Source organism: Ruegeria sp. CDSC051 (assembly GCF_059610665.1).
In genome coordinates this window covers 18,930-40,475 of the sequence record NZ_JBXWOC010000004.1, presented here as the reverse complement: position 1 = coordinate 40,475, position 21,546 = coordinate 18,930, and the positions used below count along the sequence as shown (strand labels likewise).

Sequence of the window (21,546 nt, the reverse complement as noted above, 5' to 3'; positions counted from 1 at the left end):
AGCACTCGGAGGGAAAATGGAGCTGACGGGCAAAACAGCGCTCATCACAGGGGCTGCGGGCGGCATCGGATCTGCTATTGCACAGCGGATGCGGCAGGCAGGGGCACGGGTTGCGGTTGCGGACGTTTCGGTTGAGGGTATCGAGGCCGACGCCCATTTGCCCGGCGATTTGCGCGAGAGTGCTTATGCAGATGCATTGCCGCAACATGCGGCGGATGCGCTGGGCGGGCTGGATATCGTCGTCAACAATGCGGGGGTCATCACCCGCGGAGCGGTGACCGAGACTTCGGATACCGACTGGGCATTGTCGCTGGGCGTAAATGTCGAGGCGCCCTTTCGCATCTGTCGCGCCGCAATCCCGATCATGGTGGCGCGTGGTGGTGGCGCGATCGTGAACACCGCGTCATGCTGGGGGCTGCGCCCTGGGCCGAACCACGCGGTCTATTGCATGACCAAGGCAGCTATTGCGTCGTTGACACAATGCATGGGTATGGACCACGCGCATCAGGGCATCCGCATTAACGCCGTCTGCCCGAATGAAGTAAACACGCCGATGCTGCGGTCGGGGTTTGAAAAACGCGGCTTCGATCCGGATACTGCCGTGGCCGAGCTGGGCCGGACGGTGCCCTTGGGGCGTATCGCCGAGCCCGAGGATATTGCTGATGTGGTGATGTTTCTTGCCTCGGACGCCGCGCGCTATGTGTGCGGGGCATTGCTGGAAGTGAACGGAGGAAAACCGGTTTCATGACGCGATTTACCGGCAAAACCGCACTGGTTACGGGCGGGCGCAGCGGTATCGGATGCGCCATCGCGGAACGTTTGCAACACGAAGGTGCACGGGTCTTTACCGTGCAACGTGGGAGCGATCCGGAATTCGAAGGGTTCGAGGCCGATTTCAGAGATCCCCACAGCCCGCAAACGGTGGTCAATCAGGTCGTTGATCTGTCCGGGCGATTGGACATTCTGGTCAATAATGCAGGCATGATGCAGGAAGCCGGCGTCGAGCAGATGAGCCTTGCAGACTGGCAGCGCACGCTGACAGTCAACCTCACGGCCCCGTTCCTGCTGATCAAGGCGGCGCTGCCCCATCTGCGGCGGGCGGGCGGGGCGATTGTCAATATCGGCTCGATTGAGGGGCTGGGCAGCAATCCCGGCCATGCTGCCTATTGCGCATCCAAAGCCGGGTTGCATGGCCTGACACGAGCGGTGGCCGTGGATCATGGGGCAGAGGGCATTCGTTGCAACGCCGTGGCCCCTGGCTGGATCGACACCGAGTTGAACGTGGATTTCATCGCCTCAATGCCGGACCCGGAGACATTTCACGAGGATATCAAGCGCATACACCCCGTTGCCCGAACCGGAAGCCCGCAAGAGGTTGCGGCGCTGGTCGCCTTCCTGGCGTCGGATGATGCCAGCTTTATCACTGGGCAGGTCTACACAGTCGACGGAGGCCGCATGGCCAAGCTGAGCCTGCCCTGATCACTCGTCCCGCGCGCGCCATTCTTTCCAGCGCAGCACTGCATTGGCACCGATCTCTCGAAATGGCTTTGGGGGCAGGCGTTTGGGTTGATCCTGGGCGTCGAAATACCGGGTGATATTCGAGCTGTGGCCGCAGGTGCGTTCTGCTGCCGCGATACCGGTCAGGGTGCCGCGCGCCGTGCCTAGCCCATTCTGGACGCAGCCGGAAATCACGCCCTGTTCGACCTCTCGCGCGACGGAAACGCCGTTCAGGCTGAGGCAGAGATGACCGGCCCAGTGATATTGCATGTCCAGCCCCGCCAACTGCGGAAATCGCTGGTCGAATTTGCGCTGCATCACCCGCGAGGCGCGCGCCAGATCACCAGCAGTTGAGGTCATGCCCGGGCGCAGGGCCGCGCAAGTACGGGTTATGATCCGATTGCCGCCCTGCGCCGTATCAATGCGCCGCATCGTTGTACCCAACGGATCAGATGGTGTGACACTCCAGCGGGGTTGCCCCCCAAGCCGCGACAGCACTTCGGCGTCCAGCTCCGGGGTCATTGCCGCAAAAAGGAACAGTTGCATCAGTCGGTCGCGCTCGATCCCAAAGCTTTCCAGATGCCCGTTCACCGTCAGGATGACTGCACCAGAGCTGACGGTACCGCGCGCGGTTTTTACCAGCCACGCACCGCCTTGCTTCTCAAATCCGGACACGCCAGAGCTCTCGTACAATGCAATGCCATCCTTGATCAGTCCCGCAGCCAGACCGCGAATATAGCCTGCTGGTTGCAACATAACCGTGCCGGGTGTGTATAGCCCCGACCGATAGTGGCGCGACCCTGTCAGGGCGTGCATCTGCTGTTGGTCGAGCATTTCACTGGTCTCACCCAAAGTGCTGAGATGATGCGCATAGCTGATATTATGTGCATGTCCCGCCGCGCTCACCGCTCCGTTAACCTTGCCAGCCGGATCAAAGAAATTCGGGTCGATCTGATATTGCTCGACCGCCGATCGGGCAAAATCAATTGCAAGTCGGTTTAGTGTGATCATGGTGCGATCATCCCCCGGCCCGGAATAATTGTCCGAGGCCAGGTCATGTGGCAGATCGATCATAAAACCCGTATTGCGCCCCGCAGCCCCTTCGGCCACGCGGCCAGCCTCAAGCACGATGATCTTTGCGTCGCTTTGCAGCTGCCTCAAACGCTGTGCCGCTGACAGGCCTGCGAAACCGGCACCAACAATCACGACATCCGCCGTCAGATCACCATCCAGTTCTTGGGCTGGGGGTGGATCGCCTAATATGACGCTCCAGGCCGCAGGTCCGCGATGGACTGGCAGGGTTCGGGCGGCATAGCTGCTCAATCCACGGCCTCATCCGCATCGTCGGACAGGTCAACCCAGATGGTTTTTAGCTGGGTATACTGGTCATGCGCATGGATCGAGTTGTCGCGCCCACCAAAGCCAGACTGTTTATAACCGCCAAAGGGCGTGGTGATATCGCCCTCTCCAAAACTGTTTACAGTCACCGTTCCCGCCCGGATCATCCGCGCCCCGCGGATGGCGCGTTTCGCATTGGCTGTGAAGATCGACGCACACAAACCATACTCGGTATCGTTGGCGATCTTGATGGCCTCATCGAAGCTGGAAACCGTGATCACCGAAAGAATAGGACCAAAGATCTCGTCACGTGCCAGGATGGCGTCATTGCCAGGTAGTTCGACTACGGTGGCCTCGACAAAGCCATTGTCCGCTTTGCCTCCGATCACTACGTTTTCGGCCTGATCCAGATATCCGCAGACCTTATCGAAATGAGCTTCGCTGACCATTGCGCCCAATCGTGTTTCCGGGTTCAGAGGCTCGCCGATATTCCATTGCTTTACATGATGGGCGATGCGGTCGAGCAACTCGGCCTTTACGGCCTTGTGGACAATCAGGCGGGACGTGGCCGAGCAGTTCTCACCCATGTTCCAGAACGCACCATTGACGATATGTGCCGCCACGCGGTCCAGATTTTCTGCATCTTCCATCACAATGGCCGGATTCTTGCCGCCCATTTCAAGCACCACCTCTTTGGCGTTGCTTTCCGCCGAATAGCTCAGAAACCGTTTGCCAGTCACGGTTGAACCGGTGAAGGACACCATATCGATATCCATGTGCCGTCCGATAGGTTCGCCCACCTCGGCACCTGCGCCGGGGACGATGTTTAGGACGCCGCGTGGCAGACCGGCCTCCATCGCCAGTTCGGCCAGCCGCAATGCCGTCAGTGAAGTTTCCTCGGCCGGTTTCACAACCACCGAGCAGCCCGCAGCCAGAGCGGGCCCGATTTTCCATGCCAGCATCAGCAATGGGAAATTCCAGGGCAGGATTAGCCCGACAACGCCAATCGGCTCGCGCACGACCAAAGCGATGTGGTCGTCACTGGCGGGCGAGACCTGATCATAGATCTTGTCGATCGCCTCAGCATGCCATTTCAGGCAATGAATGGTCTCGGGCAGGTCGACGGTCTCGCAGTCAAAGATGGTCTTGCCACTGTCGATACTTTCCATCACCGCCAGTTCACGTGCATTGCGTGTGATCAGTTTGGTCAACCGGATCAGCACATTTTTGCGCTCGGATGGGTGCAGCCTCGACCAGCGGCCATCTTCGAACGCTTCGCGCGCCTTCTCGACGGCGAAATCCACGTCCGCTACACCGCAGGCGGCAATGTTGGCCAATTTCTTATTGGTCGCCGGGTTAACCGTTGTGAAGGACTGCCCGGAAATCGCCGGGCGATACGCGCCATCAATAAAGGCGCCGGTTGGCAAGGTCAGACCCGCGGCGATGGAGTCGTATTCGTCCTGCGTCAGCAATGTCATACCTTACTCCTCTGCCATGATGTCAGCGATTTTCTGTTTCAGCACGCGCGTCACTTGCTCTAGCGCGCGTTTGTCATCTTTGTTCAAAGATTTCAGCGGCGGCCGAACGATGCCCGCGTCAATCCCATTCATTGTGACACCATGCTTGATGGTCTGGATGAATTTGCCACCCTGTTCTAATACCCGCATCAAGGGCATCAGCGCCGACATGATCCGGCGGCCCTTGGCAAAATCACCCTCGATTACACAGGCCTGGTATAGCGCCACATGCTCGGCAGGCAGAAAGTTCGAGCCGCCACAGACCCAGAACGGCGCGCCCCAGGCAAAGAATTCCAGCGCCTGATCGTCCATACCGCATCCCAGTTGGATATGCGGATAGTCCCGCGCCAGAAGATGCACCCGGTTGATATCGCCCGAGCTTTCCTTGATGCCGCAGAAATTCCTGCTGCGTCCGACGCGGTCCAGGAATTCTTCGCCCATCATCGTGCCTGTGCGGTGAGGATAATTGTACAGCATTACCGGCAGGTCGGCGGCCTTGTCGATGGCCAGCGCATTCAGCGCATTTTCGCGGTCGGTGGGCACCGAATAGGGCGGGCTGGCCAACAGGATCGCATCCGCCCCGATTTCCTTTGCACCCGACGCCAGCGCAACCGAGTCCGACGTCAACATCGCGCCCGTGCCAACAACCAGAGGCAAACGGCCTTTCAGACGCACATGGGTGAACCGCGCCAATTCCAGCCGTTCCTCCACGGTCTGCGCATAATTCTCACCGGTCGACCCGCCCGAGATCAGACCATGCACGCCATTCTTGATCAGAAGCTCAATCACCTGCGCCAGCGCGTCCCAGTTCACGCTGTCATCGGCCTGATAGGGCGTGACCACCGGGGTATAGACCCCCTCAAATCGGAAAATTGGGTTCATTCCGTCCTCATGCAGGTTTCGAAAGCGGTGGGAGGCCCATTGGGACATCCAGCGCATCGGGCATCACGAACAGTTCGATCTGATCGCGTGACAGGTTCCAGTGATCTTCGGCCAGCTGCGCAGCAGCCGTTTCATCGCGTGCTTCGATGGCGTCGATGATGGCGTCGTGTTGCTGGCTTGCCTCGGACAGGTTTTCGACCATCCTGCCCGACTGTGGCCGGTAGAAGGTCATGCCGATACGGGCATGGTCAATCAGCAAACGGTTGAAAGAGGGCAATAGATAGACATTGCCCGACATTTCGCCGGTCACTTCGTGAAAGCGGTTATTGGCCAGGGCGCGCTCTTCGGCTGCCCCATCCCGCAGCGCGGCCTTGAATGCCTGCTGTGCGGTTTTCAGGGCTTCAATCTGCACAGGCTTTGCATTCGCCGCTGCCAGTCGCAGGATTGCACCATAGATCATCGGCGCGGCCAGAAAGAAATCGCGCAAGGTGGTATACGACATTTCGGACACGCGCGCGCTGCGGTTTGTTCGCAGGTCCAGATACCCTTCTCCGGCGAGTTGTCGGAACACTTCGCGTAAAGGCGTTCTCGACAGGCCAAACGCATCGGACAGATGCACCTCGTCCAGATCGGTGCCAGGTTGCAGGCGCAAAGTCAGGATCGAGACCTTCAAGTGCTCGGCCAGCTGCGTTTTGCGGGTTTTTGCGACGTCCTTCATCCGGATCCTCCAGCCCAGCCAGCAAGAATCGATTGGGTTCGATTGCCTCCTTTTTGTATCCGAATAAAATACATATTGTATACATAGAAATTTCGTGCAGCATAATCCAACGACAAAGACTCAGCCAATCCGGCCGAACAAAGTGGAAAACCCTATGCCTCAGATGCGGCACATCACCATTGTTCTGATCGAGGAGTTCTCGCATCTCGCCTTTTCATGTGCCGTCGAACCACTGCGGATCGCCAATCTGGTCAGTGAGAAAACGCTATATGATTGGACGCTGATATCGGAGGACGCAGAGCGTGCAGTGTGTTCCAATAAGGTGGTGACACTTGTGCATGGCGGGTTGGGCGATATTCCAAAGACTGATCAGCTGTTTGTCTTGTCGGGCATCCACATGCGCAACCATGTCTCACGCGACCTTCTGGCGACGTTGCGACGCGAACGTGCGCGGGGCACGCCGATCGGGGCATTGTGTTCTGGTGCTTGGCTTCTAGCAGAGGCTGGATTTCTGGATGGCTCTCAGGCTGCGATCCACTGGGAATATCACGATGCGTTTATGGAAGCGTTCCCAGAGGTGAACCTTGTGCGCAGTGTCTTCGTGGCAGACGCGAAACACATCACGGCATCGGGTGGGACGGCAACTGCCGATCTCTTGCTGCATCTGATCGGACGCGATCACGGCGAGGAGCTGGCGATCGCGGTTGCAGACCAGATGGTGTATAATGCTGCCCGCAACGCAACGGCCAAACAAAGGGTATCATTGCAATCGCGCAACGGGATGCGTAACGCACATCTGGCTCGGGCTATCCATACCATGCGCGAATGCCTTGAAGCACCGGTTTCTCCGTCAAAGATCGCGGATGATCTTGGCATATCCACGCGCCAGTTAGAGCGGTTATTTGGTAAGTATCTCAACACTTCGCCCAAAAAATACTTTATGGAATTACGCCTGGAACGCGCGCAAAAGCTTTTGCTTCAGACCGAAGCATCCGTCACTGAGGTCGCCTTGGCTTGTGGCTTTGAAAATCCCGGCCATTTCTCGCGGGTTTATCGATCCAGTTTTGGTGTCACACCGCATTCGCAAAAAAGCAAAATCGATTGACGGAAGGCGGCGGGGGGAGCTGCTCTGCCCTAGGGCGAGCCCGGCCCGGCAGGCGCTCACCCCCTAGTCCCGCTTGTACCCCCTCGTTAAATTCAAACTCGTAAACTGATCAGCAGGATTGACTGTTTGTATTTGGTAAAAAGGGCACAAATTCTGCAAGATCGTGTCAGATGTAAGGGGGTTTAGGGCGATATAAAGGCCCAGATTTCTGCAAAAAATGCGGCTCAAATCCCACACAATTAATAGCTCAAATAGCCAAGTTTGTCCTTGAGTTTGCGTTACATATGAAAAATGGCTTTTAAGTTTAGCCAAAATACCGGGTATACTTACAAACTATGGCAGAGATTCACATCGGGATGCATTTTCGAACCCCCATGTTCCCTTCAGCAACCAAAGCCGGAGGCCATGCATGAATTTCGAAACTTACCAGCCGGTCGTGACACCTGTCCCGCCAGTCATACCCGTAGACGTGCGCGAGGATCAGATTATTCAGGCCTCGCAGGCGGCCAGTTCAGCATTTGAAAAGATATCCGCCACGGCAATATTTGAGGTGGATACAGTCACTGATACTCAGAAGCGCATACTTGCGATCTTTCGCTGGTATTTTCTGGCGGCCTATTGCACGCGGATGTTGTCTGGGGCAACGCATCGGCTGGATCATTTGACGATGCAAGTAGGCATGGATGTATACAGTGCGGTTGGTATGATTTTGTCCCGCGATGAGATCGAGTATTCGAGAAACTTGGTTGAAAAAATGCCGGATTCTGCGGCTGATGCACGGATGAAGGCGATCGGTGCGCGGGGGCACAAGGCAGGTTGGATCGCGGCCAATCAATATAAACAGGGCAGAGGCATGCCCTTAGAGATCAAGGTCGCTCTGTCGGGTGCTTTGGCAGCTGTGGATCGTTTGAATTGAACAGCGGTCCCAATTTGACATGAATTTACAAGTGTAGGTGGATTTGCTTCGCAGCAGGCAGGCGCGCGCCTTTCGTTGAAGCTCAGGTCGAAGGGGGGAAATGCTGCCCATTCACAGTAGGGGATTGAAAACCGTACCAAATCACTACATTCACCCCTGATAGATCCAACAGGTTAATGCTACATGCCCCTTTCAAGAAGATTGCTAGCCTATGGCTCGGTTCCCGTGGTTGCGATTGTATGCTTTGCCGTTTGGTATACCAGTATCGGTTCCAAACCAGGTCCTGAGTTTGTCCGGCTGGATGGTGGAGAATTCCTGATGGGTTCGCAAAACTTTCAAGCGGAAGAGACTCCGGTCCATCCAGTGAATGTCAGGTCCTTTGACATTACGCGGACAGAAATTACCAACGACCAATTTGCGAAATTTGTCGAAGAAACCGGGTATCAGACAACGGCAGAGCGTGGCTTGTCGGCGGAGGATTTCCCGGGTCTGCCTTCAGATTTGCTTGAGCCTGGGTCGATGGTCTTCGCCCAGCCTAAGGAAGCGGTGTCGCTGAATAATCCCAACGCATGGTGGCGCTATGTCAAAGGTGCAAGCTGGCAACACCCGGCAGGACCGGGCAGTTCGATTGCGGAACTGGGCGACCATCCGGTGGTGCATGTGTCACCCGAGGATGCCGCAGAATTTGCAGAGTGGATCGGAGGTCGTCTGCCGACCGAGGCCGAATGGGAATTTGCAGCTCGCGGCGGGATCGAAGGCGCCGACTACACCTGGGGTGACAGCTATGATCCCAGCAATGGGTGGAAGGCAAACACCTGGCAAGGACAGTTCCCAAGCGAAAACCTGGCTGACGATGGCCATGTCGGAACCGCACCCGTAGCTTCATATGTGGCCAATGGCTACGGCCTGTATGACATGGCGGGCAATGTCTGGGAGCACGTGGCCGACTGGTGGGTGCCGGGGCACATTCCTGGCGACCAAATTGATCCTACCGGCCCGGAAAAGGCTTTTGCCGCCCAGTTCGGTAGCGCATCGATGGGTGCAATGCGGTTGGTCAAAGGGGGCTCATGGCTTTGCGCGCCGAATTTCTGTCTGCGTTACCGACCTGCAGCGCGGCAGCCGGTTGAGATGTCGTTGGGCAGCAATCATGTCGGATTTCGCGTTGTCCGCGATGTAGACTAACCGCCGGGTATTCCGGTCATGCGGCGGGCTTATTCCGCCCCGTACCGGTGGCACAATCGATTCCAGAACATATCAAGCGCGGCAAATTTGACGCCCTTGCGACGGGCAGCGCATATGTTCCAGGTCAGAGGTTGCGTGGTTCGTATCTCTTTCAACATCCCCAATTTCAGGTGCTGATCAAAATCTTCCTTCATTCCTCCGGCAATCAGGTCTGCTCTGCAGGCCATATCGGTCACTAAAGAGAAATCGTCACTTTCGACCTGGGGCAATTGGTCAACAATATGCCAGGCTTTCTCGTCATTCCCCAAAGTGGCGGCAATGGCAGAGCGCCAGTGGCGATGCATATGCGCGGTTATAAACGGATGCCGAAACACCTCCGCGATTGAGACCGGAGTTGCCTGATGGATGGGATGGTCGGGGCGAGCGCAGAAGAAAACGGGTTCCTTTCGAACGACCTGAATGTCCAGATCGCTTAGGTTGGGCGTGTGCGTAAGATCGCAAACCGCCACGTCCAGACGCCCTATCCGCAATGCTTCGAGGGGTTCCATGGTGGCCCGCACATCAACGCGGACGCGAAGATCTGGCCAGTTATCAAGCAGCTCTGCCAGAAGCGGCGTGATGATCGTCCGGGTCGTCAGGGGGCCGCAGCCGATATTCAGCACCTCCGGGCCGACCGAACGCAGCCGTTTGACTCCTGCTTCAAACTGGCTGGTCGCATTGTGCAACGCGTCCAGAAGTTGCAGAAAGCGTTTTCCCGCCGGTCTGATGGTTGCGCCGCGGCCTGTCCGTTCGAATAGCGCCTGACCGGCATAAGTTTCTGCCTGGCCGATATAGCGTGAGAAACTTGCCGGAGAGGTTCCGATTGCATCCGCTGCCACGCGAAAGTTGCCGTGTCTGGCCAATGAGCGCACCGCATCTATGGCTTTGGAATCAATCATTTGCACCCTCGTTCCAATATTCAGAACGCTCATACCAATTGATGGTATGACCGTCTCTTTCTGTAGTCGGAATTGTCGTTTCCTGCGACATTATTGTCGACCGTGGCACGACGCCCCGGACTTCCCACATAACGGAGGATTCAATGGTTCCTTTAAGGAATATATTAGCTGTGCTTGGCGCTTCGGCGTTATCAACGACTGCAGCACTTGCCGATTCTGAGGATACACGCCCAAACGTTCTTATTCTAATCGCAGATGACATGGGGTTTTCCGATGTTGGCGCATTTGGCAGTGAAATCGAAACGCCCTCGATCGACCAACTGGCAGATGACGGTATGCTGTTCACCAATTTCCACGTCGGAGCGTCTTGCTCGCCCACTCGGACTATGCTGATCAGCGGTGTCGACAACCATCTCGCAGGCCTCGGCAATATGTTAGAGATTCAGGCCGATAACCAATTCGGCAAGCCTGGCTATGAAGGTCATTTGAACGACAAAGTTGTTGCGTTGCCGCGTCTGTTGCGCGACGCAGGATACCACACCTATATGACCGGCAAATGGCACCTAGGTCATGAGCCTGGCACGATCGCTTATGACCGCGGATTTGAGAAATCCTTTATGCTGGGCGAAAGCGGTGCGGATAACTGGGTCGAGCAGCCCTATGCCCCGTTCTATACGCGGGTGCACTATTACGAGGACGACAAGCTTGTCAGCCTGCCAACGGACGACTACTTCTCATCCGATTTTTATACCCAAACGATGATCGATTACATCGACAGCAACCTGGATGACGGTAAACCATTTTTGGCCTGGGTCGGGTATCAGGCCGTCCATTACCCTCATCAGGCGCCAAAAGAATTCATCGACAAATATGACGGCGTTTATGACGAAGGGTTCGAGGCCCTGCGGGTTTCGCGTCTGGAAAAGCAGAAGGAACTTGGGCTGATCTCTCCGGATGTGGAATTGGACCCGGAGTTTGCGAAAACCTCTTATGAACCGTGGCAGATGCCGGATTGGGAAAAGCTTAACGACGAAGAAAAAGCATTCAACGCGCGACGGATGCAGACCTATGCCGGAATGCTGGACAATATGGATGTCAATATCGGCAGGATCCTGAGCTATCTGGATGAAAAAGGTATTGCGGACAACACCATCGTCATTTTCCTTGCGGATAACGGCCCGGATCCGAACCAGTTGCCGCTGTCTGAAGCCTATCGTGATTGGTACAAAGCCCATTACGACAAGGTCTATATCGAGGATTTTGACGGCGAATATTCGGATATGGGGCAGCAGGGTGTCTATGCTGATTACGGCCCTGGCTGGGCGGCAGCCGCAGCGGTTCCGGGCAGCTACTTTAAGACATTCTCGACCGAGGGTGGTTTGCGTGTCCCTTTGATCGTGAAATTCCCGGGTGTTGTCGAGCCTGGATCGCAAGTCGATAAATTTGCCTTTGTTCGCGATATCGTTCCGACACTTCTTGAAGTTGCCGGCGTAGACGTTCCCGGACCGGTCTATGACGGTCGCGAAATTTATACGCCAGACGGTATCAGTATGATGCCGGTCCTGAAGGGTGAGACGGAAACCGTGCGCGACGATAACAACCCGGTCGGATATGAGCTTGCAGGGTCCTCAGCAGTATTCCAGGGCAAATATAAACTGATGCAGAATCTGGCCCCTAAAGGCACAGGCGAATGGGAACTGTTTGATATCGAAGCTGATCCGTCGGAATTACACAATCTGGCGGACCAGATGCCCGAGCGTGTCGCAGCGATGCAGGCCTATTTTGAGGACTATGCAAAAAGGGTAAATCTTGTGCCTGTTCCAGAAGGCTATAACCCTCTGGAGCAGACGGTCGTCAACGCCAAGCGCAGTGGCGCGCATTAACTGAAATGTCATCGCGCCGTTTCGGGACGGAAACGGCGCGATGCGTATATTTGAAAAAGGCACAGTGCTGGTTGGTCCGCCGATAGATATGTGGCGCTACTGCGGGTGCAGCCACTGTTTGCCGCAAGCACACGCCCATGGAACAGGCCGGTGCATTGTTAGGAGGAGATGCGGGTTATTGCCCTGTGATTTCCGTGCAAGTTCCTTTGCCCCAACCGGTTCTACTACCAGAGGCAGAGAAATCGAACGTGCCTTTCTGGGGGTGGACGTTATAACTCAGCGTGTGATCCTCGCCGATATACAGGTAGGTCAAGGTATCGAGCCCCGGGAAAACATCGACCTCTTTGTCGATGTCACCGATCTTGATACGACCTTTGTTTTGATCTTCATATTTGATCAGTTTCGCAGCCATTTCGGGATGCTGTTCGTCTGGCGACTGACATTCAAACACCCGCTCTTCTGCAAGCGCCGTGAAGGGCATAAATATAAGAAGAATGGCCAACTTTTTCATTTGATCTCACCTAGAGCAGATTCGTTTCGAACGCCGCAGCTAGGTGTGATTTCTGTCATAAATTTGCTGAAATTCTGGCCAGACTGTGCCTTGGGCACAACCAAAGAAAATATAGGTGTTGGACCGTCTGCAAAATCAAGATTCTAGCGTCTCGGCAAGAAGCCTGTGGCAAAGATCGCATCCCAGAACAGAATGCAGGTCGGCTCCACTGAGCATTGCATTCACTACCAATCAAATCTCTCATAAGTATCTGTTTCAATACAAGTAATATTTGCATCTCCGAGGGTTGAGATCGGCTCGTCCAGAACATCCACCTCTGGGGCATTGTCGGTCGAATGGATAGCATCCCAAGGCAGGGTTCCAGGAGTACTCGAGTACAGCGCTTCGTAAGCCAGTTCTTCGTCCAAAGAATTCCCTGCGCTGACAGGGTCGTCACCGACGGTCAGGGCAAATGGGTTTTCCGAAGTGATGAGAGTGCCGGCGCTGTCTATGTCTGACACAACGATCTGACCATGAATTACGCCCTCGAAACCTACTGGCGGGGAAAGCTCCAGGTGGTTCAGGTTACAACCCGACAAATCCACCGGATCACCATTGGTGATCACCGAATGCTCACCACTGATTATCAGGGTATTTGCCGGTAACCCCTCCAGTGTAACATTCGCCTGATCAGACGCATGCGACACCTGGATGCCAACTTGGATCGCGTCGTCCTTAGGAACCGACAAACCGGGATCGGCCTGCATCACCTCACGGCCATCGGTATCCGGACCGTCCCATTCCAGCTTCAGCCCCGCATGGCCTTGGTTCTCGACATATCGGACTTCGATGCCATAAGTCCCAGGCTCAAGGTTGACCTCTTCTGAATACGTGCGAAACCCATGTGGCTTATCGTACTCGATGATCTTTGTTCCATCGATGAAAACAGCAATCCCATCATCTGCTCCGGCAAAGAAAGTATAGCTGCCCCCTTCCTCGACAGTGAAGGACCCTTCCAGCCTGGCACCGAATGTGTCGGAGGATCCGCCTTCCCAGAATGAGTCTTTTCCAAGTTCGTAGTCGATTTCGGAAACAACTTCCTGATGAGTCGGGGCTGAGTTCCAGTCGATTTGATCCATTCGGGTCAGTCTCTGGTCTACATCGTAGTAACTTGCATGAAAACCAGTTTGCATTTCGGCGCTTGGGGCAGGGGGCTGTGCTCCGCTCTCATATGGTGCCGAAGGTTGGTTTGGATCAGCAGGCGATTCAGGCTGAACCGGACCGAGACCATCTGGCTGAAACTCTGCCTTTTCCGAAATGGGGTCTTGGGCATCACTCCCATCAGAGAGTTTTGCATCTGGTTCAGGCTCGTCAGGCTCGCTCTCGGTGACTTGGGGCTGGTCCCCATCTGTGCCGGCGGAAATACGGGGATCGACCATGTCCGCGACATTGACGGTAAAGCTTTCGGTCAGAGTAAGACCGCCCTCGTCAATGACAGTTACATCCACCGTTACAGATGAGGCCTCTTCGTGATCAAGCGCCACATCAGGTTTTAGCCGCAACTGGTTGTCGACAACCTCGAACCGGTCATCAGAGACTTCAAACCGATGCGAGCCGCCAAGGTCAGGGTCGTCAAAAGAGATTTTTCCAACAACGGCACCTTCAACATTCTCGGCCACCGTTAGCTCGGCCGCAGTCAGAGTAATGTTGTCGACAAGCGCGCCATAGCTGTCATTTTGGTTTTCAGCTTCCCTCAACTCCAGGTTGTCCTGACCGGTTCCAACCACCTGAAGGTCGAATGTTTGCCATTCGGCGGATTGAGGATCAAGCTCCGCGACCAAATTGCCATTCCAGCAGACCTCAACCGTGTCCGTTCCACCTGCAAGGCGTTCGCGCAGGTCGATGCCAAGATCATAAAGCTGGCCTGCCTCGGTTTCGACGACCTGAGAGATGCTGTCTACGCCGCGCGCATGGTCCATTTCCATTAGTTGATCACCCTCAGAAGCCTGGGTTCCGCCGAGACGGTCCCAGATTTCGATCCCGTTTGCGTCGGTCCAGGCGCCGCTATCGTCGCCGTCAAATCCCCGCCAGCGACCTTCATCAAGGTCAAACTCTTCGAAACTACCGTTGTGGATCAGGTTTTCGGTGTCATTGCCAAGGCTAAGATCTGTGGGTCCTTCGTTGATGTCTTTGATGTTGATCACAAAAGACTCGGTCACGCTCAGCCCTTCAGAATCGGTGGCGGTGACCTGCAGGTCGATCTGAGCGGTCTCTTCGTGATCAAACTGCATCCCGGGTTTCACGCGAAGCTCTCCATTGAAGACCTCGAACCGGTCATCTGACACTTCGAATACGTGGTCATCTTCAGCGTCCGGGTCGATCGCCTCGATTCGGCCAATAATCGCACCGGCGACGTTTTCCGATATTGTGGTATCGTCCAGCGCGATACCTACTGGGCCTTCATTCACGTCGAGAACATCAACCGTGAATCTTTCCGTCAGGCTTAACCCGCCGGCATCGGTGACTGTGACATCCACCTCGACCTGCGCCGCCTCCTCATGATCCAGCGAGAGGCCGGGTTTTAGTTGTAGCTGACCGTCGACAACTTCGAACCGGGCATCCGAGACTTCGAATGTATGTGTGTCGCTGTCATCCGTGTCAGTGATTGTGATGTGGCCGACGACCGTGCCTGTCGAGTTCTCGGAAATGGTATTGCCTTCCAAGGTGATTTTTTCTGGTCCTTCATTCACGTCGAGAACATCAACCGTGAATCTTTCCGTCAGGCTCAACCCGCCGGCATCGGTGACTGTGACATCCACCTCGACCTGCGCCGCCTCTTCATGATCCAGCGAGAGGCCGGGTTTTAGCTGTAGCTGACCGTCGACAATTTCGAAGCGGGCATCCGAGACTTCGAATGTATGTGTTTCCCCGTCATTCGGGTCCACAACCGAAAGGGTTCCGACCACGCCGCCCACTGCATTTTCGGCTATAGTCGTGCCGTCCAACAAGATTTCTTCGGGGGCGTCGTTCACGTCCGGCTCCGAAAAATCTGGAGACTGTCCGGCAGTTTTCTGGAATGAAATCGGCTGACTTGGTTCCGCCGCTTGCAGAGCCAGTGGGTCAATTTCAATGGCCTGTTGTAGCTCGAAAGGAGTTTGGGCGGGCATGTTCCCTTCGAGAGGCGGGGTATGCACCGCGGGTGTGTCCGCTGTGTCCGCTGTGTCCTCAGACTGCAAAGGCTGCGCGGCACTTGAGGATCCAGTTGTGCTGAAATTGGATAGGCTCTGGTCGGTTGGTGCCTCGAAACTTTCAACCGCGGTTGGCGCGGTTACGTTCAGCGTTTCAATCGACTCTTCAAAGCGCGCGCGGTCTTCCAGCGCGCCGGATTGTTGCTCGCCGGTATGCAATGTACTGCGGCTGGGATCGTCAGAGGTGTTGACAGTATTGCGCGATAGATGAGCGGCGATTTCATGCGTTTCGTCGTGTTCGGCCTGCAGTGTTTTCGCCCGAAATTCCGGATTGTCTTTCATATTGCTCATCGCGTGACACCTCAGGAAATTTGTTGATTCACGTCACCTTTTACCATGCAGGTGTTCAGCGAAGGTCAATTAAACCTTTAAATTTTAAGAGAAAATATCCTCTCTCACGGCGCTCAGATTTACTGTTCTTCAATTTTACGTCCCCAAAGCTGAAGGCCAACCAACTGGGTGAAGAGAACGATGAAACCGCGTGGGTTATCCGGGCGAATGACGGCAGGACAAAGCGATATCCCTGTCTGGGCCGCATCCATTTCGCTGAATGTGCTTTCGTTGCTGATGCCAATTTCGATCCTGCTGATCTTTGATCGGATCATTCCATTTCAGTCGGTCGACACCCTGCGGGTCCTGACATTTGTGTTATTGGTCAGCGCAGTGTTGGAGCTGATTTTGCGTCAATGCCGTGCAATTTTGCTCTCGGCTGCAGCTGAGGATGCCGCTGTATCGAATTTCCAGCGGTTTATGACCACGGTGATCACAGCGAATACGCTGAGCTTTTCCAAGGTTCCGGCAAGCACTTACGCGGAACGTTTCGGGGCGATCGGCCAGTTAAGAGATCACCAGGCCGGGCAGGGGCAAACTCTTTTGATTGATCTGCCATTCACCCTGTTGTTTGCGGTGCTGATCGGGTTGATCGGGGGTTGGCTTGTTTTGGTCCCGCTTATAGCATTTTGTACGGTCACCATTTTCGCGGCCATCATGAGGCGTGCGCAATGGCATTTGTTCCGCCGTCGTAAATCAATCGACACGCGCCGCTATGCGTTTCTATCCGAGATTTTGACTAGCATGCAGACGGTCAAGGCCAACCGGATGGAGCGGCAAATGACCCGCCGTTTTGAGATGCTTGAAAGCCAGACAGTGGATATGAGCCGGAAGTTGATTCAGTTTTCCGGTCTGGCCCAAAACTTCGGAGCGATCTTTTCGCAAACGACCGTGGCGGCCATGGGTCTGCTTGGAGCCTATCTGGTAATCAGCAATCTGATTGGCATTGCTGAAATGGCTGCCTGCATGTTGCTGAACGGCCGGATTGTGCAGCCGTTAACCAAGCTGATGGCGCTTTGGGTCCAGTCCGAGAATGTCGCGATCTCGCGCAGCAGGCTCGGCGAAATGGGCAGTCTGCAGACGGTTTCCAGTGCGGTCTCTGATCAGCCAGCCTTGACCGGCAGGATCGAGATCAATGATGTCTCGATGAAGCGGTTGAATGGCTCTGGGCATAGTTTCGGCCCTATCAGATTTCGCGGCGCGCCTTCTGTTGGGGTTTTGATTGAAGCTGAGAAAAGCTGGATGGTAGACGAGCTTTTCGATGCCTTGTCCGGGCAACGAATGCCCGATCAAGGAGAAGTTTGGATCGACGAACGGCCCGCAGTCCAACGTGCGGCACAGCGTGGGCAGAACGCCATGGTCATGCTCGAGGCTCAGCCAGCGATCCTGTCCGGCACGCTGTTGCAAAACCTCAGTGCTTTTGGTGATGCCGCGATGGTCGAGCGAGCAAAAACAGTAGCTGCAGCATTAGGGCTGGAGAAACGCATTCATCGTCTTCCTCTGGGCTATAACACTCCGCTGAACACCGGGACAGCATTTGAAAAAGACCCGGTGAACAGGCAGATGATCGCCCTGACACGGGCTCTGGCCTTGCAGCCGCGCATCCTGCTTATGAATGAGCCAACGGCAGTTTTGGACACTGCCGAAAGGCAAGCGCTGGCTGACTATCTAATGTCTGTTTCGCCGCGACTGACCCTGATTATTGCCAGCCCCGATCCCCGAATGAAGAATCTCACACAAGAGACAGTTCGCCTCAGGTCCTCTGCCGAGGGTGTGTATGCGGAATGGGAACTCGACACGACTTTAGAGCAAACAGCGGCAAAGCTTATCAGAAAGGGGGCGGCATGATCGCTTTGAACGCGGAAATTGCAGCGCAGTTGTTACAGCAGCTTCTGGTTCAGGGCGGATGGCGAAACCGTCCAGATGCGATCATCGAAGCTACGCCACACATGTCCGAATGGTTTCGGGTAGAGGATATTCTTCAGACGCTCCGCAACCTTGGTCTTCCCCATACGCAGTTGAGGTGCCGCGAAAACGAGATATCTGATTGGCAATGCCCGGCCATGGTCTTTCCAGATCAGGGAGGCTGCTATCTTGCGATAGGACGAACAGGGCGCGGCATCCAGGTCAGCGACGATCACAATCCCGATCTGCGTTTATTACAGCCAACACATCGTTTTTGCAGGGTTATCAGGATCGACCGGTTTGATCATCAACACGAAGACGACCGCCCAATAACTGTAGGAGCAGCATTTGGTGGCTTGCGGGCGATGATGCCATGGCTGATTATTTCGTCGTTTCTAACTAACCTGCTGGGGCTGACCGCGCCCCTGTTGGTTATGGCCATTTACGATCGCGTGATTCCGTCAGGATCAGTCGATCTTCTAATTTCATTGGCTTTCGGTGTGGCCATAATCGGCCTCTCCGACCTGTGTTTTCGTCACGCTCGTACCCGAGCGCTTGCTTACATTGGCTGGAATGGCGAACGACAGATGATGGAGGCATTGTTTCGCAAGTTGATGTCCCTTCCACTGAGCCAGCTTCAGAAGTCTGACATAAATCAGCAACTGTCCCGGTTCAGACAATTCGAATCCCTGCGCGACATGTTTACCGGTCCGGTAATGGGAGCTTTTCTTGACCTGCCCTTTGTTCTGATTTTCTTTGCGGTTTTGTGTTATCTGGCGCCATCTGTCGGTCTGTTGACATTGGGTTCGATCCTGTTCCTTGTCGGCCTTGGTATCTTTACCTCTGCCTTTCAACAACGATTGGACAAGTCGGCGGCCGAGGCTAATGCGGCCAGTCAAGCCGCCATTCATGACGCGGTGCTGCATCAACAGGTGATGGTCAATCTGGGAATGCAGAAACAATGGCTGGCACGCAGTCTGCCCCTTGCTGAAGCCGGCGAACGCGCGACAGCACGTGCGCGTTTGTTTCAGTCACTTACCCAGTCGCTTGTACAGTCAATCTGTGGGTTGGCGACGGTCGGGGCAGTCGTTTTAAGCGCATATGGGGCCCTGAATGGCTCATTGAGCTTTGGCGCAATGATCGCCTCCATCGCGTTGGTGTCCAAAATGCTGGCTCCGATTCAATCTCTGTACACCAGCTTCCCGCAAATTCTGTCGTTCCGGTCCAGCAGCACACAAGCCGATCGAGTTCTTGGACTGCCCGAAGAGTTGGAAATGGGGCTCAAGCAATCGCATCAGAAGACGCTTAGCGGTTGGGTCTGTTTTTCGGGGGTGACGTACCGTCCAGATCCGTTGAATCCTCCGATCCTTTCGCAGGTCAGTTTCCAGTGCAATCCGGGTGAGGTCGTGCTGGTCATGGGGAGTGATACGGCAAGTCGCACTGCCATTCTCGACCTGATAGACGGGCTGTATAGCCCCCTGAGCGGCACCATCGAGCATGATGGGATAGATATTCGCCAGATCGCTCGCGACGAATTACGGAAATCCGTCACATACGCAACCTATGAGAAATCCTTGTTCTATGGCACGGTCGCGCAGAATTTCCGCCTGGCGGTGCCCAGCCTTTCTCCGGACCAGGTTGCCGAGGCTCTGGACGGGATGGACCTGCTGCATGATCTCGAACTTTTACCAGAAGGCCAGGAAACGCGACTGACCGACACTGTGCTGTCGCAGTTGCCTGAAGAGGCGGTCAAAGCGCTGACTCTGGCTCGCTGTATGGCGCGGCCTTCTTCGCTCTTTCTGTTTTCCGAACCGACCAATGGTCTTTCGGATCGTCGGCGTCACCTGTTTAAGCACTGGGTTGGTGACAAGCGGGGGAAATGCACTGTAGTCATCGCAACCGCCGACCGCTCATTCATGCAGATCGCCGACCGTTTCATATTTCTCAATGGCGACAAGGTTGCTGTGAATGCCACCGGAGAGGCTGGCCGGAAGAAGCTGCAAGCCGTGTTGAAAGCGCTCGGAGGATAGCCATGGCCATATTCTTGAATAAACCAATCCCGCAAGAGGCGTCGGAAGTGAACAGCCGAAATCGCAGCAGGCAGAAACCGCGCCTGGCAGCCTTTTTGGCATTGACCTCTTTGGGGATGATCGCCGGCCTGATTGCTCTGTCAACGCAAACGGCGATCCCGCAAATCACGCGCGCACCGGGTACAATCATCCCTTTCGGAGACTATTTACAGATCGAGACACTGCAGGGCGGTGTCGTTCAGTCTGTGCATGTCCATGACGGTCAGATTGTCGAAGAGGGCGATGTCCTGATTCAGCTTCAACACCCAGACCTGTTGCACGAGCGCGATGTCCTTGCGGGGCAGATGTCAGCGGTCGGGCAGGAATTGGCGAACGCGCGCGCCGTGCTGACAAAACTGGGCAGTTCAGAACCGTTGTCTCAGTCGGAAATCGAGGTTCTTGCCCTGAGCGGTTTAACAAGCGCTTCGGCGGCGCTGGAGCTGTATGCCGAAAGTCAGCGTATCCAGCGCCTGTCCATCGCCCAGCAGGAGGGGACACTTTCTATCCTAGCCAAGGCGGCTACGGTCGCTCAGGAACGGGTGGACAAGAAAGAGATTGCCTTGCAGCGATACGCGCAGCTGCAGTCACAAGGCCTCAAATCCCTAAGCGATTTTCTGGAGGAAGAGGACGAGGTTGATGCATTGCGCGCTGCCGTCTCTGACGCGCGGGTCCGGGTTGCGGAACTCAGGAACGCCCTGACTTTGGCAAAGGCATCTCTGGCCCGGGAAACCCTTTCGTTACGCGAAGAAACGCTTATTCGGCTTTCCGAATTGGAACAGGAAGATGCGCGCCTGCGTGTATCGGTTGGCGTGGTAACCTCCAAGTTGGACGCCCTGCGCATTTCTGCTCCGGCTCGTGGCATCATCCAGGCGGTCACACACCCTAGCCCCGGTGAGGTCATCGCCCCCGGAGAGGCGATATTTGAACTATTGCCGACACGACAGGAACTGGTTGTCGAGGCGAGGATACCCAATTCCGAAGTTGGGCATGTAAGCACTGATCAGCCGGTCGCCGTCAGCATTGATACTTTTGATGTGCGTCGATTTGGGAAAGTCCCGGCGCGTCTGCAATCGGTCTATCCGTTGCCGTTGACAGATGAGCAGACCGGAGAGACCTATTTCCGCGCAGCCTTTGCCCTGTCCCAAGACAAAATCGGATCGGGATCGTTCCAACGTCCTTTGAGTGCAGGCATGACCGTGGTGGCCGAAATGACAACCGGAGAGCAGACTCTTTTGTCATACCTATTGAAGCCGGTTCAACAGACTATCGAGGGGGCATTCAAAGAGCGCTAGATTTTTGGCGCATCTCAGAGCCAGAGGAAATGAAGATGTAACTGCCAAAATCCAGCCTGAATTCGCTTTCCCAAGGGCCGACTTACAACAGCATCGGTTTCGTAAAACAGAGCATACAAACATCCAAAACACTGGGCATTCAGTGTCGATTTGCCCACAGCAAGGATATTAGAAACTAGCGGGAAATGGTGGGTGATGAGAGACTCGAACTCCCGGCATCTTCGATGTAAACGAAG

General features: G+C 55.3%; 16 protein-coding genes. 9 read left to right on the top strand and 7 right to left on the bottom strand.

Features of this window, described 5'->3' with window-relative positions; genetic code table 11:
• The first annotated feature begins 16 nt into the window (after nt 1–16).
• Both AC2FH0_RS10775 and AC2FH0_RS10770 read left to right on the top strand, forming a co-directional pair.
• Nucleotides 17–748, top strand: coding sequence for an SDR family NAD(P)-dependent oxidoreductase (locus tag AC2FH0_RS10775; RefSeq protein WP_496688710.1), 732 nt, complete (start codon nt 17–19; stop codon nt 746–748).
• Entirely contained in the window at nt 745–1,479 is a 735-nt protein-coding gene (locus AC2FH0_RS10770) for an SDR family NAD(P)-dependent oxidoreductase (protein ID WP_496688708.1), read from the top strand. Before AC2FH0_RS10775 ends, AC2FH0_RS10770 begins: the two co-directional genes overlap by 4 nt.
• On the opposite strand, the gene AC2FH0_RS10765 is transcribed toward AC2FH0_RS10770, so the two are convergent.
• The 4 genes from AC2FH0_RS10765 to AC2FH0_RS10750 are packed head-to-tail and all read right to left on the bottom strand — an operon-like array spanning nt 1,480 to nt 5,952.
• Entirely contained in the window at nt 1,480–2,820 is a 1,341-nt protein-coding gene (locus AC2FH0_RS10765; protein ID WP_496789308.1) for an NAD(P)/FAD-dependent oxidoreductase, read from the bottom strand.
• Nucleotides 2,817–4,313 carry an aldehyde dehydrogenase gene (locus AC2FH0_RS10760; RefSeq protein WP_496700685.1) on the bottom strand — a complete coding sequence of 499 codons (1,497 nt, stop codon included), beginning with the start codon at nt 4,311–4,313 and terminating at the stop codon, nt 2,817–2,819. The genes AC2FH0_RS10765 and AC2FH0_RS10760 overlap by 4 nt, the downstream gene beginning before the upstream one ends.
• Nucleotides 4,314–4,316: 3 nt before the next feature.
• Nucleotides 4,317–5,234: a dihydrodipicolinate synthase family protein gene (locus tag AC2FH0_RS10755; protein WP_496676274.1), complete on the bottom strand. Its 918-nt coding sequence runs from the start codon at nt 5,232–5,234 to the stop codon at nt 4,317–4,319.
• A gap of 7 nt (nt 5,235–5,241) precedes the next feature.
• The gene (locus tag AC2FH0_RS10750; protein ID WP_271948135.1) at nt 5,242–5,952 is read right to left on the bottom strand and encodes a GntR family transcriptional regulator; all 711 of its coding nucleotides are present in this window, start codon (nt 5,950–5,952) and stop codon (nt 5,242–5,244) included.
• Between the two features lie 154 nt (nt 5,953–6,106).
• On the opposite strand from AC2FH0_RS10750, the gene AC2FH0_RS10745 reads away from it, so the two are divergent.
• From AC2FH0_RS10745 to AC2FH0_RS10735, 3 genes are all read left to right on the top strand, one after another.
• Nucleotides 6,107–7,057 (top strand): GlxA family transcriptional regulator, encoded by a 951-nt coding sequence (locus tag AC2FH0_RS10745; RefSeq protein ID WP_496700683.1) that lies wholly within the window; start codon nt 6,107–6,109, stop codon nt 7,055–7,057.
• A gap of 409 nt (nt 7,058–7,466) precedes the next feature.
• Nucleotides 7,467–7,973, top strand: coding sequence for a hypothetical protein (locus tag AC2FH0_RS10740; RefSeq protein WP_496709876.1), 507 nt, complete (start codon nt 7,467–7,469; stop codon nt 7,971–7,973).
• A gap of 183 nt (nt 7,974–8,156) precedes the next feature.
• Nucleotides 8,157–9,155, top strand: coding sequence for a formylglycine-generating enzyme family protein (locus AC2FH0_RS10735; protein ID WP_496789307.1), 999 nt, complete (start codon nt 8,157–8,159; stop codon nt 9,153–9,155).
• A 29-nt stretch (nt 9,156–9,184) separates the two neighbouring features.
• Here the strand turns inward: AC2FH0_RS10735 and AC2FH0_RS10730 are convergent, their stop codons facing one another.
• Nucleotides 9,185–10,093, bottom strand: a complete 909-nt coding sequence (locus AC2FH0_RS10730; RefSeq protein ID WP_496789305.1) for a LysR family transcriptional regulator — start codon at nt 10,091–10,093, stop codon at nt 9,185–9,187.
• Nucleotides 10,094–10,236: 143 nt separating this feature from the next.
• Here AC2FH0_RS10730 and AC2FH0_RS10725 point away from each other — a divergent pair, with 143 nt between their 5' ends.
• Nucleotides 10,237–11,976 carry an arylsulfatase gene (locus AC2FH0_RS10725; RefSeq protein WP_496789304.1) on the top strand — a complete coding sequence of 580 codons (1,740 nt, stop codon included), beginning with the start codon at nt 10,237–10,239 and terminating at the stop codon, nt 11,974–11,976.
• Nucleotides 11,977–12,151: 175 nt separating this feature from the next.
• Here the strand turns inward: AC2FH0_RS10725 and AC2FH0_RS10720 are convergent, their stop codons facing one another.
• Together AC2FH0_RS10720 and AC2FH0_RS10715 are read right to left on the bottom strand one after the other, a co-directional pair.
• On the bottom strand, nt 12,152–12,487 hold the full coding sequence (locus tag AC2FH0_RS10720; protein WP_142635900.1) for a hypothetical protein: 336 nt from the start codon (nt 12,485–12,487) through the stop codon (nt 12,152–12,154).
• Between the two features lie 224 nt (nt 12,488–12,711).
• Complete coding sequence (locus tag AC2FH0_RS10715) at nt 12,712–16,005, bottom strand: PA14 domain-containing protein (RefSeq protein WP_496789303.1); 3,294 nt, start codon at nt 16,003–16,005, stop codon at nt 12,712–12,714.
• Nucleotides 16,006–16,185: 180 nt separating this feature from the next.
• Here AC2FH0_RS10715 and AC2FH0_RS10710 point away from each other — a divergent pair, with 180 nt between their 5' ends.
• Genes AC2FH0_RS10710 through AC2FH0_RS10700 form a run of 3 tightly spaced genes read left to right on the top strand, consistent with a single transcriptional unit; the run spans nt 16,186 to nt 21,310 of the window.
• Nucleotides 16,186–17,892 carry an ABC transporter transmembrane domain-containing protein gene (locus AC2FH0_RS10710; RefSeq protein ID WP_496789302.1) on the top strand — a complete coding sequence of 569 codons (1,707 nt, stop codon included), beginning with the start codon at nt 16,186–16,188 and terminating at the stop codon, nt 17,890–17,892.
• The gene (locus AC2FH0_RS10705) at nt 17,889–19,979 is read left to right on the top strand and encodes an ABC transporter transmembrane domain-containing protein (protein WP_496709871.1); all 2,091 of its coding nucleotides are present in this window, start codon (nt 17,889–17,891) and stop codon (nt 19,977–19,979) included. The genes AC2FH0_RS10710 and AC2FH0_RS10705 overlap by 4 nt, the downstream gene beginning before the upstream one ends.
• 14 nt (nt 19,980–19,993) lie before the next feature.
• Nucleotides 19,994–21,310, top strand: coding sequence for an HlyD family type I secretion periplasmic adaptor subunit (locus tag AC2FH0_RS10700; protein ID WP_496789300.1), 1,317 nt, complete (start codon nt 19,994–19,996; stop codon nt 21,308–21,310).
• Nucleotides 21,311–21,546 lie beyond the last annotated feature (236 nt).